The 14,953-nt window shown below is 68.6% G+C and carries 14 protein-coding genes and 1 pseudogene; 11 read left to right on the top strand and 4 right to left on the bottom strand.

The genetic code is table 11. The annotated features are described in order from the left end of the window. Positions 1-1,036: pseudogene (locus J0695_RS04005) on the top strand (hypothetical protein); the annotation flags it as partial. Positions 1,037-1,040: 4 nt separating this feature from the next. Here the strand turns inward: J0695_RS04005 and J0695_RS04000 are convergent. Then, complete coding sequence (locus tag J0695_RS04000; RefSeq protein ID WP_206960225.1) at positions 1,041-2,306, bottom strand: MDR family MFS transporter; 1,266 nt, start codon at positions 2,304-2,306, stop codon at positions 1,041-1,043. 166 nt (positions 2,307-2,472) lie between these two features. Here J0695_RS04000 and J0695_RS03995 point away from each other — a divergent pair, with 166 nt between their 5' ends. Both J0695_RS03995 and J0695_RS43655 read left to right on the top strand, forming a co-directional pair. After that, positions 2,473-3,234 (top strand): phosphoglyceromutase, encoded by a 762-nt coding sequence (locus tag J0695_RS03995; RefSeq protein ID WP_206960224.1) that lies wholly within the window; start codon positions 2,473-2,475, stop codon positions 3,232-3,234. Positions 3,235-3,328: 94 nt separating this feature from the next. Beyond that, positions 3,329-3,898, top strand: coding sequence for a DUF7660 family protein (locus J0695_RS43655; protein WP_242552182.1), 570 nt, complete (start codon positions 3,329-3,331; stop codon positions 3,896-3,898). Between the two features lie 93 nt (positions 3,899-3,991). On the opposite strand, the gene J0695_RS03985 is transcribed toward J0695_RS43655, so the two are convergent. Further along, entirely contained in the window at positions 3,992-6,004 is a 2,013-nt protein-coding gene (locus tag J0695_RS03985) for a WD40 repeat domain-containing protein (RefSeq protein WP_206960223.1), read from the bottom strand. A 424-nt stretch (positions 6,005-6,428) separates the two neighbouring features. Then, positions 6,429-7,112, bottom strand: coding sequence for a phosphate signaling complex protein PhoU (phoU, locus tag J0695_RS03980; protein WP_206960221.1), 684 nt, complete (start codon positions 7,110-7,112; stop codon positions 6,429-6,431). A gap of 212 nt (positions 7,113-7,324) precedes the next feature. Between phoU and phoR the strand changes: the two genes are divergently transcribed. Then, positions 7,325-8,593, top strand: coding sequence for a two-component system sensor histidine kinase PhoR (gene phoR / locus J0695_RS03975; protein ID WP_206960219.1), 1,269 nt, complete (start codon positions 7,325-7,327; stop codon positions 8,591-8,593). A gap of 5 nt (positions 8,594-8,598) precedes the next feature. Continuing rightward, positions 8,599-9,270 carry a two-component system response regulator PhoP gene (gene phoP / locus J0695_RS03970; RefSeq protein WP_465269122.1) on the top strand — a complete coding sequence of 224 codons (672 nt, stop codon included), beginning with the start codon at positions 8,599-8,601 and terminating at the stop codon, positions 9,268-9,270. 85 nt (positions 9,271-9,355) lie between these two features. Here the strand turns inward: phoP and J0695_RS03965 are convergent, their stop codons facing one another. Continuing rightward, on the bottom strand, positions 9,356-9,991 hold the full coding sequence (locus tag J0695_RS03965; protein ID WP_206960216.1) for a copper chaperone PCu(A)C domain-containing protein: 636 nt from the start codon (positions 9,989-9,991) through the stop codon (positions 9,356-9,358). 612 nt (positions 9,992-10,603) lie between these two features. Here J0695_RS03965 and J0695_RS03960 point away from each other — a divergent pair. From J0695_RS03960 to J0695_RS03935, 6 genes are all read left to right on the top strand, one after another. Next, complete coding sequence (locus J0695_RS03960) at positions 10,604-11,086, top strand: CarD family transcriptional regulator (protein ID WP_206960214.1); 483 nt, start codon at positions 10,604-10,606, stop codon at positions 11,084-11,086. A gap of 208 nt (positions 11,087-11,294) precedes the next feature. Further along, on the top strand, positions 11,295-12,029 hold the full coding sequence (ispD, locus tag J0695_RS03955; RefSeq protein WP_206960212.1) for a 2-C-methyl-D-erythritol 4-phosphate cytidylyltransferase: 735 nt from the start codon (positions 11,295-11,297) through the stop codon (positions 12,027-12,029). Next, on the top strand, positions 12,019-12,516 hold the full coding sequence (gene ispF / locus J0695_RS03950; protein ID WP_206960211.1) for a 2-C-methyl-D-erythritol 2,4-cyclodiphosphate synthase: 498 nt from the start codon (positions 12,019-12,021) through the stop codon (positions 12,514-12,516). The genes ispD and ispF overlap by 11 nt, the downstream gene beginning before the upstream one ends. Positions 12,517-12,588: 72 nt before the next feature. Beyond that, positions 12,589-12,993 carry a PPOX class F420-dependent oxidoreductase gene (locus J0695_RS03945; protein WP_206960208.1) on the top strand — a complete coding sequence of 135 codons (405 nt, stop codon included), beginning with the start codon at positions 12,589-12,591 and terminating at the stop codon, positions 12,991-12,993. Between the two features lie 90 nt (positions 12,994-13,083). Next, positions 13,084-14,484 carry a cysteine--tRNA ligase gene (cysS, locus tag J0695_RS03940; protein ID WP_206960206.1) on the top strand — a complete coding sequence of 467 codons (1,401 nt, stop codon included), beginning with the start codon at positions 13,084-13,086 and terminating at the stop codon, positions 14,482-14,484. 93 nt (positions 14,485-14,577) lie between these two features. Beyond that, positions 14,578-14,953, top strand: a 376-nt coding sequence (locus tag J0695_RS03935) for an RNA methyltransferase substrate-binding domain-containing protein (protein WP_277989933.1), incomplete at its 3' end; no start/stop codon positions are given.

Here is a 14,953-nt window from a genome sequence, read left to right as displayed (position 1 = left end):
GGCCCTCGCCCCCGCCCGCCAAGGCGACCGCACGATCACGGTCGCGGACACGAGCCACCTCACCCGCGGCGACCTGGTCCTCCTCCGCATCGCCGACGACGCATCGCACACGCTCCTGGAGCACATGGCGGGCGGAGGCGAGGGCCCCGAGGCGTACTACTGGGACGACAAGACCAAGCTCACGTCGTACGTCCCCTACGAGTGGCCGGTCCGCATCACCCGCGTCCACGGCCGCCAGGTCACCCTGGAGCGCCCGCTCCCGCTGGACATCCGCCCCGAGTGGGACCCCCGCCTGACGACGACGGTCACCCCCCTCGTCAACTCCGCGGTCGAGGGCCTCACCCTCGAAGCGGTGCTCACCCCGCAGTCCGAGCACCTCCTGGACAAGGGCTACAACGGGGTCGCCTTCCAGTGCGCGTACGACTGCTGGGCGGACGACGTCACCGTACGGAACGTCGACAACGGCTTCGGCCTGGTCGGCGCCTCCGCCAACACGCTCACCCGCACGCGCGTCGAGGGCCGCGGCTCACACCACCCGTACTTCTGCCGCGAGGGCTCGCACGACAACCTCATCGAGGACTTCACGATCGCGCAGCGCACGGTCCCGGCCCCGGCGGGCACCCAGCTCCACGGCATCAACGTGGAAGGCCTGTCCTCCTACAACGTCTGGTCGAAGGGCGTGATGGAGATGGGCACGTTCGACTCCCACCGCGGCCTGCCCTTCGCCAACGTCCGCACGGACATCACGGTGAACAACAACGGTCAGCACGGCGGCGACGCGAGCGCGGGCCCGCTCTTCGGCGCCCGCTTCACGCACTGGAACATCCGGGTCACCAACGGCCGCGCGGGCCTGATGAAGATCGACGGCCTGGCCCCGTACAGCGCCAGCGTGGGCATCTCGACGGTCTCCGAGTTCGGCCAGATCGACGTCCCGGACTTCAAGGGCGACCTCCACGCGCGTCTGGAGGCGTACGGAACCCCCGAATCCGTACGCCCGCAGAACCTCCACGACGCGCAGCGCGCCCTCCGCCACTGACCGTCTACGGAGCTGCCACGATCTCCTGCTGCCGCTCCACCACTCCGGCGGCAGCGGGAGCCTCGTGCTCAGCCGACAGCGTCCGCATCAACAGCCAGTACCCGAGACCGGCCACGGTCCCGACGGCCGCGCACATGCCCCACAGCCACTCCGCCCCGAACCGGTCGATGACGAACCCCGACATCAGCGGGGCGACCAGGGCCGCCACCGCCCAGGACATCGTGTACATGCCCTGGTAGCGCCCGCGCCCATGGGTGGGCGAGAGCCGGACGACGAGCCCGGTCTGCGTAGGCGCGTTGACGATCTCGGCGAGCGTCCAGACGCAGATGGTCAGCATGTACATCCCGACCGACCCCGCGAAGGCGGTCAGCCCGAACCCGTACCCCGCGAGCACCGACGAGATGACCAACAGCCGCCGCGGATCACGGTGTTCGATGAACCGGGTCACCGGAATCTGCAGCGCGACGATCAGCACCCCATTGACCGCGACAGCCATCCCGTAGTCCGCACTGCTGAATCCGGCGGCCCCCATCGCGATGGGCAGCCCCACGAACCCCTGCTGAAAGACCAGCGCCACCAGAAACGAAAGCCCCACGACACTCATGAACCGCCCGTCGCGCAGCACGGTCCCCATGCCCACAGCAGGCTCGGCGGCGACTTCCTTCGCCGTCCGCTCGGGCCGCGACTCGGGGATCTTCACAAAGACGAGCACCGCACAGGCCAGCGTCATCGCGGCCTCGCCCATGAAGCCGGCCAGATAGCTGTACTGGGCGATGAGCCCGGCGCCCATCGAGGAGACCGCGAACCCCAGGTTGATCGCCCAGTAGTTGAGCGAGAAGGCCCGCACCCGGTCCTCGGGCTTCACGATGTCGGCCATCATCGCCTGCACGGCGGGCCGGGAGGCATTGCTCGCCATCCCGACGAGGAAGGCGACCCCCGCGATGGCGGCCGGATCCTTCATGAACCCGAGCAGCGCGACGGACAGCGCGGTCGAGACCTGCGCGATCAGCATGGTGGGCCGCCGCCCGAGCCGGTCGGTCATGACCCCGGCGCCGAGCGAGGAGACGACGCCCCCGAGCCCGTGCAAGGAGGCGACGAGCCCCGCGTAAGAGGCGGAGTACCCCCGGTCCAGGGTCAGATACAGAGCCATGAAAGTAGCGACGAAGGCCCCGAGCCGATTGACCAGCGTGCTGGCCCACAGCCACCAGAACTCCCTGGGCAACCCACTCACGCTCTCCCGAGCGGCACGTCTGAGGCTGGCAACGGACATGCGGGTTCCCCCCAGGGATGTAAGTGTCTCTGAACCGAACTGCAACTTACATAAGGCCCGCCCCCGACCGCCACCCAATTGACGACAACCGTCAACTGCCCGCCCCGCCTGTCCGCCCTTCGGCTGCGCGCGCGGAGCCCCCGCACCGTGGATTAGGCTCGTACGCATGGCCGACGCACCGTACAAGCTGATCCTCCTCCGCCACGGCGAGAGCGAATGGAACGCGAAAAACCTGTTCACCGGCTGGGTGGACGTGAACCTCACCGAGAAGGGCGAGAAGGAGGCGGTCCGCGGCGGTGAGCTGCTCAAGGACGCCGGCCTGCTCCCCGACGTACTGCACACCTCGCTCCAGAAGCGCGCGATCCGCACGGCGAACCTCGCCCTCGAATCAGCGGACCGCCACTGGATCCCGGTCCACCGCAGCTGGCGCCTGAACGAGCGCCACTACGGCGCCCTCCAGGGCAAGGACAAGGCACAGACCCTCGCGGAGTTCGGCGAGGAGCAGTTCATGCTCTGGCGCCGCTCGTACGACACCCCGCCGCCCGCCCTCGAGGACGGCACGGAGTTCTCCCAGTCCGAGGACCCGCGCTACGCGACGATCCCCCCGGAGCTGCGCCCCCGCACGGAGTGCCTCAAGGACGTCGTCGACCGCATGCTCCCGTACTGGTACGACGGCATCGTCCCGGACCTCCTCGCGGGCCACACGGTCCTGGTGGCAGCCCACGGCAACAGCCTCCGCGCCCTGGTCAAGCACCTGGACGGCGTATCGGACGCGGACATCGCGGGCCTGAACATCCCCACCGGCATCCCCCTGGCCTACGAGCTGGACGCCGACTTCAAGCCGCTGAAGCCGGGCGGCACGTACCTCGACCCGGACGCGGCAGCGGCGGCCATCGAGGCGGTAAAGAATCAGGGCAAGAAGAAGTAGAAGTAGCGATCACGCCCCTGAACTGCGCCTTAGGCGTAGATCAGGGGCTTTCGTTTGCCCTGGGCGAGGTGGAGCGGCTGACAGGATGCATTCCATGACGGAGTACGCGTGGCCGAATGGCGTGGGGGTTCCGACGCCCGAGGACATACGACGAGCCTGGCCGGCAACGGTGACCGCGCTGCCAGTGGGTTCCGCCGTGACGGGCAAGGTCATAGGCCGACAGCCCTTCGGGGTGTTCGTAGAGATCGATGGAGTGCCAGGCGCGCTGGGGCTGGCAGAGATCTTCAGGTCACCACCCGGAACCATCCCTCCCCCACTGGGGTTCGCGATCACCGGGAGCGTGGTCGCTCACGCGGAGCACAACCGCCAAGTCAGGCTCAGGCTCGATGACTGGGGAGACGGGCGCACGCCCCTCCCGCTGGAGCCTGATGAGCGCCTTGGCGACCGCGAAGATCTGAGCGGTTTCCTGAGGCGCCTTCGGCAGGACTACGAAGCGAGCGGAGAGCAATGGGAGAACCGGACGCTGGGCAGCTTCCTGGAGGCTCTGGAGGCGTGGGTGACCGACGCCCCAGGGTGGTACGCGAACCACGGCCAGGAACTCCCACCTGAGGGCGACTGGGCATTCATGGCACGGGCCCTGAGCGCAGCGCGGTTCTACGAGTGACGCGGATCGCGGCCGGGCACCGCCGACCCCGGAGCCGTACGGGAGAGGGCCCCGTCCGGCTAATGCTGGACAGGGCCCCCTTGCGTGCGGACGTCAGTTGGTGACGTACATGTACTTCCACGAGCTGGAGACCGTCGAGTTCACGCTGTCGCCGGAGTTGTTGGTGCCCTTGAGGTACGACGAGCGGAAGCGGTACTTGTAGCCGACCGAACTCGCTCCGGGCTTGCCCAGGTTGACGATCGACTTGCCGGCCGAGCTCAGCTTGAAGTACTCCGAGTCGCCGTTGTACCAGGTGCCCTTGTAGTACATCTGGACATCCAGCCGCTGCTTGCGGCCCGGGTACGGGTTCATGGTGGTGTTGAAGTACGGCTGCGACGTCTTGTGCACGTAGGCGTACGTCGTCGAGCCGATCTTGGCGTTCTTGTACTGCCGGGAGATGGACGTGACGACGTGCGCCTGGCCACCCGCCCATACCGTCAAGGTCCTCGCCGCGGTCCGCGCGTCACCGTCGTACACGGCGTAGACCGAGGAGTCCCGGTACATGTTCAGCGTGCCGGTGATCTGGCCTTTGCTGTTCACGTTGCCCGACTTGATCAGGTACCTGCCCTTGCCGTCGCCGGCCCGGTCCGCGTAGATCTTCACCGTGCGGTTCTTGTACGTCTTGCCCAGGGTGGCGGTGAAGGCGACCGCCTTGCCGTAGGTGAAGACCTTCTTGTTGTTGTTCAGGGTGAGGGTGACCGCGGTCCGTGACACCGCGACGGTGTCGGAGCCGCTCGCCGCCGCGTGCGTGGCGTCGCCCGCGTACGAGACCTTGTACGTCACGCTGCCGCCGGCCGACGTGGTGTCGGCGAAGGAGAACGCGCCGCCCGCCTTGGTGACGATCGCAGGCAGCGACTTGCCCTTGGGGTACTCGAGGTCGGTGCGCGTCACCGTCAGCGGGGTCCCGGCGGGGAGTGCCACGCTCGCGGTGATCGTGCCGGTGACCGTCAGGGCTTTGGCGCGCGTCGCGCTGCTGGGCGCGGTGACGGTGATCTTCGGCAGTGACCTGTTCGGGTCGGTGAGCGCACGCAGCGTGTACACGTTGTTGCTGTTCACGGACACGGCGAAGATCCGGCTGCCGTCGGGGGCCCAGGCGAGGGCTCCGTCGGCCAGGGTGTCGCCGCCGGAAGTGCCCCCTGTGTTGGGGAATTCGTACTCCCGGACGGGCGTGGTCCCGCCCTGCCGGAAGACGTGCACGTCCGGGCCGTACCAGGACGAGGTGCCCGCTGCGACGGTGCCGTCGGGGGCGATGGCCACGCCGCTGCCGTAGTCGCCCGACGGGTAGCGGCCGACCTCGGTGAGGTCGGTGGTGGAGAAGGCGGGGTGGGCGTACGGGTAGCCGCTGGCCGTCACGACCTGGGTGCCGTCCGGCGAGACCGCGAGCTGGTCGAAGAAGCTCGCGTCGACGGACTTGTTCGCGCGCAGAGTCGCGGTCCCGCCCGAGACGTCGTACACCGCGAGGATGCCGGAGGTGGTGCTCTCCTCCCCGGCGACGAGCAGACCCGAGTCGGGGTCGGACGCCAGCACGGGCGCCGTGTAGAACGAGGCGTTTCCGGTCTGGGCCGGCGTCACCACGGGCTCCGCGCCGGAAAGGTCGAGCGAACCGATCGCCCCGTCGGGGGCAACGCCGTAGGAGAACCACAGCTTGCCGCTTGCCGACGCGAGATCGTGCGGACTGTCCGCGCCACCCAGGTCGTAGCTCGCGGTCTGGGTGTAGGTGGACGTCTCCACGGACACGATCCGGTCCGTGCCCGCCACGGCCGCGTAGATCTGGCCGGAGTCGGCGGAGAGCGCCAGGCCGTCCACGCCCGTCAGGCCGGTGAGCGTGGCGACAGCCGTGCCCGCGTAGTCGGTGACGACGATCTTGCCTGCGGTCGGGTCCGATATGTAGACCCGCTGGTGGACGCCGTCCACCACGACGTCTCCCGCGGACTTCAGCGAGAGGACCTTCGCGGTGTCGGCCGACGCCGAACCGGCCGTGATCGCGCTCAGCGTCGCCGAGCTGAAGAGGACCGCGAGCGCCGTCGCGGTCGTGAGCGTGCGTCTGTGCTTCTGTGTGCGCACCATGAACTGTACCCCCCCAGGGTAATGAAGTTGGATGAGCGCCCCCGCCTGATCGCAGCGTATGCGACGCCTGTGACAGTTGGGCAGCGGGTTTCCGGGTTGCCCGGGGAAGGCACGCGAAAAGGCCCCGTCCAGCGCCGGACGGGGCCCTTCCCTGACTCATGAGCGTGGTCAGCCTTGGCACCCGCCGCATTGGCAGGGCGCACCCGACTGGCAGCCGCAGCCGCAACCGGAGCCGCAGCCGCAGGCGCCGAGTACGGGCAGGAAGACCACTTCAACAGGGTGCTGGTCCTGCTGGGTGTCGGTCGTGGGGGAATCGGCCATGGGTTCCTCCTCCTCGGCGGTACGTACGGAGGAGCACCGCCTGCACCCATCCCATACCCACCCCGGCGGGCGCATCAACGGCGCACAGCAGGCCTGTTCGGGCTCACTTGCCTTCGGCGGCCTGCGTCTGTGCGCCCTGTACCTCGTCCGCGTGTTCGCCCGTGACCAGGAAGACCACGCGCTTCGCCACCGATACCGCGTGGTCCGCGAAGCGCTCGTAGTAACGGCCCAGGAGCGTGACGTCCACCGCCGTCTCGATGCCGTGCTTCCAGCGGTCGTCCATCAGGTGCGTGAAGAGCGTGCGGTGCAGCAGGTCCATCTCGTCGTCGTCCGTCTCCAGCTGCAGCGCCAGGTCGACGTCCTTGGTGATGATGACCTCGGCCGCCTTCGCCATCAGGCGCTGCGCCAGCTGACCCATCTCCAGGATCGTGGCGTGCAGATCGTGCGGCACCGCCGTCTGCGGGTAGCGCAGCCGGGTCAGCTTCGCCACGTGCTGGGCCAGGTCACCCGAGCGCTCCAGGTCGGCGCTCATCCGCAGTGAGGTGACCACGATCCGCAGGTCGGTGGCGACCGGCTGCTGGCGTGCCAGCAGGGCTATCGCCCGTGCCTCAAGATCGTGCTGGAGGTCGTCCACCTTCTGGTCCGCGGCGATCACGCTCTCGGCGAGCTTCAGATCCGCGTCCAGCATGGCGGTGGTCGCCCGACCGATCGCCGATCCGACCAGCCGGGCCATCTCGACCAGGCCCTCGCCGATCGAGTCAAGTTCCTCGTGGTACGCGTCCCGCATCGAAAGTCCCTCTCTTACGGTCCCTGCTAGGGGCCTTTACGGCCATTCCGGGGGCTCTGGCCCCTACGTTCCCACCTTTGCCCTTCCACGCGTCCGTTTCGGCCCTCACAAGTGAACCGGCCCCATCCCCTCGGTGAACTCTGGGCGACGAACGTTCGAGCAGCCACCCGTATGGCTGGGGAAGTGTCGGTGACCCCGCATAACCTGGAGGCATGGACGTGAACGCGGCGGTCGCCGCAGCAAGCGCGATAGCCGGGTTGTGCACCGGTGTGATCGCGGTGCTGGCGTTCCGCTGGAGCGAGCGCGACCAGGCCCGCCCCACCCGGACCTCCCTGCATACAGACGCCGTACTTCCACCGGGCGTGGACACCGTCCTCTCGGTGCTCCGCTCCTCCGCGGTGGTCCTCGACGAGAGCGACTCCGTGGTCAAGGCCAGCTCGGCGGCGTACGCCCTCGGCCTGGTCAGAGGCGGGAAGCTGGCCGTGGATCCCATGCTGCACATGGCCCGTGACACCCGCCGTGACGGTGAGATACGCCAGGTCGAACTGGATCTCCCGCGTCGCGGCACCGGCCGCGGCGAGGCCCTGGCCGTCTCCGCGCGGGTCGCCCCGCTCGGCTCCCGGCTCGTGCTGCTCCTCGTGGAGGACCTCACGGAAGCCCGCCGTATCGAAGCGGTACGGCGCGACTTCGTCGCCAATGTCAGCCATGAGCTGAAGACCCCCACCGGCGCGCTCTCCCTCCTCTCCGAGGCGGTCATGGGCGCATCGGACGACCCCGAGGCGGTCGAGCGCTTCGCCGGCCGGATGCAGATCGAGGCGACCCGCCTCACCAATCTGGTCCAAGAGCTCATCGATCTCTCCCGGGTCCAGAACGACGACCCCCTGGAGGACGCCGAACCGGTCAGGGTCGACACCCTGGTCGCCGAGGCCATCGACCGCTGCCGCCACCAGGCCGGTACGAAACAGATCACGATGGCCTCCGGTGGCACCGCCGACCTGTACGTCTGGGGCAACCGCGGCCAGCTCGCGGCCGCCCTCGGCAACCTCGTCGAGAACGCCGTCAACTACTCCGCGGCCCGCACCCGGGTCGGCATCGCGGGCCGCCGCGTCGCCGCCCCCGGCGGGGACCTCATCGAGATAGCCGTGACCGACCAGGGCCTCGGCATCTCCGAGAAGGACCGTGAGCGCGTCTTCGAGCGCTTCTACCGCGTCGACCCGGCCCGCTCCCGTGCAACGGGAGGCACGGGCCTGGGCCTCGCCATCGTCAAACATGTGGCCGCCTCGCACGGCGGGGAGGTCACCGTCTGGAGCTCCGAGGGTCAGGGCTCCACCTTCACCCTGCGGCTGCCGGAGTCCGGCGCCGCACGGGAGCGCAGTGCTGTGACGCGAGCAGGTACGCCCGTCGTCGACGAGGACGACGAGAGCCAGCCGTACGAGACCTTCCTTTCCGAACCCCTTTCTGCCCCGGAGGTCCGCCAGTGACCCGAGTGCTTGTCGTCGAGGATGAGGAATCCTTCAGCGACGCCCTGTCCTACATGCTCCGCAAGGAGGGTTTCGAGGTCGCCATCGCGGCCACGGGCCCCGAGGGCCTGGACGAGTTCGAGCGCAACGGCGCCGACCTCGTCCTGCTCGACCTGATGCTTCCTGGCCTGCCGGGCACGGAGGTCTGCCGCCAGCTGCGCGGCCGCTCCAATGTCCCGGTGATCATGGTCACCGCCAAGGACAGCGAGATCGACAAGGTCGTCGGCCTGGAAATAGGAGCCGACGACTACGTGACCAAGCCGTTCTCCTCGCGGGAGCTGGTGGCCCGCATCCGGGCCGTCCTGCGCCGCCGCGGGGAGCCGGAGGAGGTCGCACCCGCGGCCCTGGAGGCCGGTCCTGTCCGGATGGACGTCGACCGCCATGTGGTCACCGTCTCCGGCGGCAAGGTCGACCTCCCGCTCAAGGAGTTCGACCTGCTGGAGATGCTGCTGCGCAACGCGGGCCGCGTGCTGACCCGTATGCAGCTGATCGACCGGGTCTGGGGCGCGGACTACGTCGGCGACACCAAGACTCTCGACGTCCACGTGAAGCGCCTGCGCGCCAAGATCGAGCCGGATCCGGGTGCGCCGAGGTACCTGGTGACGGTCCGGGGGCTCGGCTACAAGTTCGAGCCGTAAACCGCAGAACCCGTATATGAGGGTGCCCCCGCCGGAAGCTTCCGGCGGGGGCACCCTCATATACGGGTACGGCTGTGTGTACGGGTCACTGACCCGTCGTCGCCGACGTGGTGCCCGACGGCGTGCCTTCCGGAGTCCCGGACGGTGTGCCCGAAGCCGTACCGGTAGGCGTCCCCGACGGGGTCTCCTTCGGCTTCGGCGTGACCGGGATGCTGCTCGGGCCGTAGCCCTCGAAGTAGCTCCTCGCCGGGACGACGAAGGCACGCAGCGGCACCTCGCCCGTGTCGCTGAAGGAGAAGGTGACCAGCTGGGCGTTGCCGTCCGTCGCGGCGGCGCTGCCGTCCGCGATCACGGCGGAGGCGTTGCCCTTGCCGCCGAGCGTGACCGAGCTCTGTGCGGGCAGGGTGATCGGACCCGCGCCCTTGGCCGCGTGCAGGGCCACCTTGCCGTCGTAGCCCTTGACCGCGATCGAGTCGAGGGTCTGCGGCCCGGTGCCGTTGTTGAAGATCGTGCCGGTGATCACGGCCGGACCGGTCGCGGCGTCCGGCTGCGTGATCACAGTGACGTTCTGCAGCTTGATGTCGCCGACCGAGGTGGCGGCGTTGTCCGGCTTGACCTGAAGCGTCTGGGCGTCGTTGCCGGAACCGCAGGCGGACAGGGAGGCGATCGAGACCACGATGGCTGAAGCGGCGAGGGCGCCGCGTCGAAGGCTGCGGCTCACGGCGGCGGCAACTCCTATGACGGTGGTGAGGACGTACGGACAGGAGAGTGGAGCGAGCGGCGTAAAGCCGCCCTAAGGGTGTGTCAGCGCGCTCAGGTTACCGAGCCCCCACCACGCCCTCGCACCCGACCCGCCCCCAGGAGTGCCCCGTTCACCGGCGGGCCTTCCTTGTGAGCTCCCGGCGTGCTCCCGTCGCGCTCCTGCCGAGCTCTCGCCGCGCCCCCGTCACGCCCGATCGTGCGGTTTCGTACGGCGTTCACATAAGCACCGTGATCAATTTCCATTCGCCACCGGAAATGATGTGATCAATTTCCGCGATTGGTTCCGTACGGGTGATCGGGCTCCGAACGAAGTACGGGAAGTTCACCGATTGGAACCAGGCAAACCGGGACTTTCGGCCCCTTGGAGGGGCCTTCCGGTACATGTAACGTACGCGTTTCTCTCCCCCTGCGCAGCTGCTCCGACCTGCGAATACCCGCTTCCGGAAGCCGTCCGCAGCACGTTCCTGTTGCAGTTGTCAAGCCCCGAGATGTGCCCTGACCTGCGAAAACGCCATTCAGAACAAGCGGTTTCCGTGTTATCCTGGATAGCCACGGAAGGGGTACCTGTCACATGACGTTCAAGGTTGGCGACACCGTGGTCTATCCCCATCACGGGGCCGCGCTGATCGAGGCTATCGAAACTCGTCAGATCAAAGGCGTGGACAAGACCTACTTGGTGCTCAAGGTCGCTCAGGGCGATCTGACTGTTCGTGTGCCAGCGGACAATGCGGAGTTCGTCGGCGTACGCGACGTAGTGGGTCAGGAGGGGCTGGACCGGGTCTTCGAGGTGCTTCGTGCACCGTTTGCCGAAGAGCCCACTAACTGGTCCCGCCGCTACAAGGCAAATCTCGAGAAGCTCGCCTCCGGCGATGTCATCAAGGTCGCAGAAGTCGTGCGCGACCTCTGGCGTCGTGAGCGTGAGCGCGGTCTCTCCGCAGGTGAGAAGCGCATGCTCGCCAAGGCCCGCCAGATCCTGGTGAGTGAGCTCGCTCTCGCGGAGAACACCAACGAAGACAAGGCCGAGGCTCTGCTCGACGAGGTCCTCGCGTCCTGACGCATCATTGCCGTGGCGCCCGATGACACACGTACCGTGTCGCCGGGCGCTGCGGCATGTTGCTTTCCCGGCATGTTGTTTTCTACCGCCGCGCCAGCACTCCGCTTCTCGACCGGATGTCACGGAAGGGGCCGGTCAAGGCGTTGTGCGTGGCTCGCTGTGGCCATACCCACCCCGGCTGAGGACACAAACCCTGAACGCGCAATCGATGTCAGAAGACACCCCCCGTCGCACCGCAGCGGTGATTCCCGCGGCCGGCCGGGGCGTACGACTGGGCCCGGGCGCCCCCAAGGCGCTGCGCACCCTGAACGGCACGCCGATGCTGATCCACGCGGTCCGCGCCATGGCGAACTCCAGAGCTGTCTCCCTGGTGGTCGTGGTGGCCCCGCAGGACGGCGCCACGGAGGTCAAGAACCTCCTCGCGGAGCACGCGCTGCCCGAGAGGACCGAATTCCTGGTCGTCCCCGGCGGCGACACCCGTCAGGAGTCCGTACGGCTGGGCCTGGCAGCCCTCCCCGCGGACATCACCACCGTCCTGGTGCACGACGCGGCCCGCCCGCTGGTCCCCGTCGACACGGTGGACGCGGTGATCGAGGCCGTCCACGACGGCGCTCCGGCCGTCGTCCCCGCCCTGCCGCTCGCCGACACCGTCAAGCAGGTCGAGCCGTCCGCCGACGGCTCACCCGAACCGGTCGTCGCGACCCCGCAGCGCGCGCAGCTGCGCTCGGTGCAGACCCCGCAGGGCTTCGACCGCGCCCTGCTGGCCGAGGCCCACGCCACGGTCACCCAGGACGTCACCGACGACGCGAGCATGGTCGAGCAGCTGGGCGTGCAGGTCGTCGTCGTACCCGGCCACGAGGAAGCCTTCAAGGTGACCCGGCCGCTGGATCTGGTGCTGGCCGAGGCGGTACTCGCACGCAGGAGGGCCAACGATGGCTACTAGCGCCAACCTTCCGAACCTGCCCCTCGTGGGCATCGGGACCGACATCCACGCCTTCGAGGAAGGCCGGGAGCTGTGGGTCGCGGGGCTCCTCTGGGAGGGCGAGGGCGACGGGCTCGCCGGGCACTCCGACGCGGACGTCGCCGCGCACGCCGCCTGCAACGCGCTCTTCTCCGCCGCCGGCCTGGGCGACCTCGGCGCCCACTTCGGCACCGGGCGGCCCCAGTGGTCCGGCGCCTCCGGGGTCACGCTCCTCACCGAGGCGGCGCGGATCGTGCGCGCGGCAGGGTTCGAGATCGGCAATGTGGCCGTCCAGGTCGTCGGCGTAAGGCCGAAGATCGGCAAGCGGCGCGACGAGGCACAGAAGGTGCTCTCCGCCGCAGTGGGCGCACCTGTCTCGCTCTCCGGCGCGACGACGGACGGACTGGGCTTCACCGGGCGCGAGGAAGGGCTCGCCGCCATCGCCACAGCCTTGGTTGTGCGGGCCTAGAGGGGTAGGGATGGGGGCACCCGTCCTGTACGTACGGAACGGAACCACGCCACCGCCCTGGAGGACATCCCCGTGTCTGCCGAACTCAGTGATCAGGTCAGAGGGCTCCTCGACAGCCCCGTCTTCGTGAACGTCGCCACCATCCAGCCCGACGGATCGCCCCAGGTGTCACCGGTCTGGGTGAAGCGCGACGGCGACGACGTGCTCATCTCGACGACCGTGGGCCGCCAGAAGGAGAAGAACCTCCGCCGCGACCCGCGCGTCACCGTGCTGCTGCAGCCCTTCGACGCCCCGTACAGCTACGCCGAGATCCGCGGCACCGCCACCCTCTCCACCGAGGGCGGCCAGGAGCTGATCGACGAGCTGGCGGTCAAGTACGTCGGCAAGAAGTATGCCGAGTTCAACCCGTCCGCAGCTCAGGACGGTGAGCGCGTGGTCGTACGGATCACCCCGCGCAAGGTCGTCGGCAGGATCTGAGCCCCCTCGGGAGCACTGCTCTGTCACACTTCTGTGCCCCGTGGCCATAACGGTCGCGGGGCACTGGTATGGGGCCACTACCCTGTAGGGGTGACTCTTCGTCTGTACGACACCAGCGCCCGGCAGATCCGTGACTTCATCCCGCTCTCCGCGGGCTGTGTCTCGATCTACCTGTGCGGTGCCACCGTGCAGGCCGCCCCGCACATCGGGCACATCAGGTCCGGGCTGAACTTCGACATCATGCGCCGCTGGTTCGACTACCGCGGCTACGACGTCACGTTCGTACGGAACGTCACCGACATCGACGACAAGATCATCAAGAAGGCGGCCGAGCAGGGCCGCCCCTGGTGGTCGATCGGGTACGAGAACGAGCGCGCCTTCAACTCCGGCTACGACGCCCTGGGCTGCCTCCCGCCCACGTACGAGCCCCGCGCCACCGGCCACATCACCGAGATGATCGAGATGATGCGCTCGCTCATCGAGCGCGGGCACGCCTACGAGGCGGACGGCAACGTCTACTTCGACGTGCGCTCCTTCCCCGGCTATCTGCAGCTCTCCAACCAGGAGCTGGACAATCTGCTCCAGCCCTCGGGCGACGGCGAGACCGGCAAGCGCGACCCGCGCGATTTCGCGATGTGGAAGACCGCCAAGGAGGGCGAGCCCAGCTGGGAGACCCCGTGGGGACGCGGGCGGCCCGGCTGGCACCTGGAGTGCTCGGCCATGGCGCACAAGTACCTGGGCACGGCCTTCGACATCCACGGCGGCGGGATCGACCTGATCTTCCCGCACCACGAGAACGAGATCGCGCAGGCCAAGGGGATCGGCGACACCTTCGCCGAGTACTGGGTGCACAACGCCTGGGTCACCATGAGCGGCGAGAAGATGTCGAAGTCGCTCGGCAACTCGGTGCTGGTCAGCGAGATGGTCAAGCAGTGGCGTCCCATCGTGCTGCGCTACTACCTGGGCACCCCGCACTACCGGTCGATGATCGAGTACAGCGTGGAGGCCCTGCGCGAGGCCGAGTCCGCCTTCGCGCGCATCGAGGGCTTCGTCCAGCGCGTCGTCGAGAAGGCCGGGGGACCGGTGGCTCCGGCCGCCGAGGTGCCGCCCGCCTTCGCCGAGGCCATGGACGACGACATGGGAGTGCCGCAGGCGCTCGCCATCGTCCACACCACGGTCCGCCAGGGGAACTCCGCGCTGGCCGCCGACGACAAGGAAGCGGCCGTGGCACGCCTCGCCGAGGTCCGGGCGATGCTCGGAGTCCTCGGTCTGGACCCGCTCGACGAGCACTGGGTGGGCGACAGCGACCGCGGGGACGATCTCCACGGGGCCGTCGACACGCTCGTACGGCTCGTCCTGGAGCAGCGTGAGGCGGCGCGGACCCGGAAGGACTGGGCCACCGCGGACGGGATCCGCGATCAGCTGACCCAGTCGGGGCTGGTCATCGAGGACGGTCCGAACGGGCCGCGGTGGACGCTCGGCCCGCGCTGAGCGCCCGGACCGCGCCGAACGCGGATACGCGGCACACTTTTCATACGTACTTCACTGAAGCATTTCACTGAGCAGCAACGAAACAGGTAGGTCATGGCCGGGAACAGCCAGCGCAGGAACCGCCGCACGTCCAACAAGAAGGGCGCGCAGGTCGGCAGCGGTGGCCAGCGACGCCGCGGCCTGGAGGGCAAGGGTCCGACGCCGCCCGCGGAGGACCGTAAGAAGCACAAGAAGAACCGCATCGCCACCCACAAGGCCAAGCAGGCCGCGATCCGCCGTCCCGCGCCCCGGCGCGGCGGCGCCAAGGGCACGTCCGAGATGGTCGTGGGCCGCAACCCGGTCTTCGAGGCGCTGCGCGACGGCGTCCCGGCCACGACCCTGTACGTCCAGCAGTACATCGACAACGACGAGCGGGTGCGCGAGGCGCTCCAGCTCGCGCACCCGCGCGTCGTTGTCGATGTACTGCTGG

The organism is Streptomyces beijiangensis (assembly GCF_017315755.1).
Lineage (GTDB): Bacteria > Actinomycetota > Actinomycetes > Streptomycetales > Streptomycetaceae > Streptomyces > Streptomyces beijiangensis.
The sequence above is the reverse complement of the archived record's forward strand: the minus strand, read 5'-3'. Positions and strand labels throughout refer to the sequence as shown.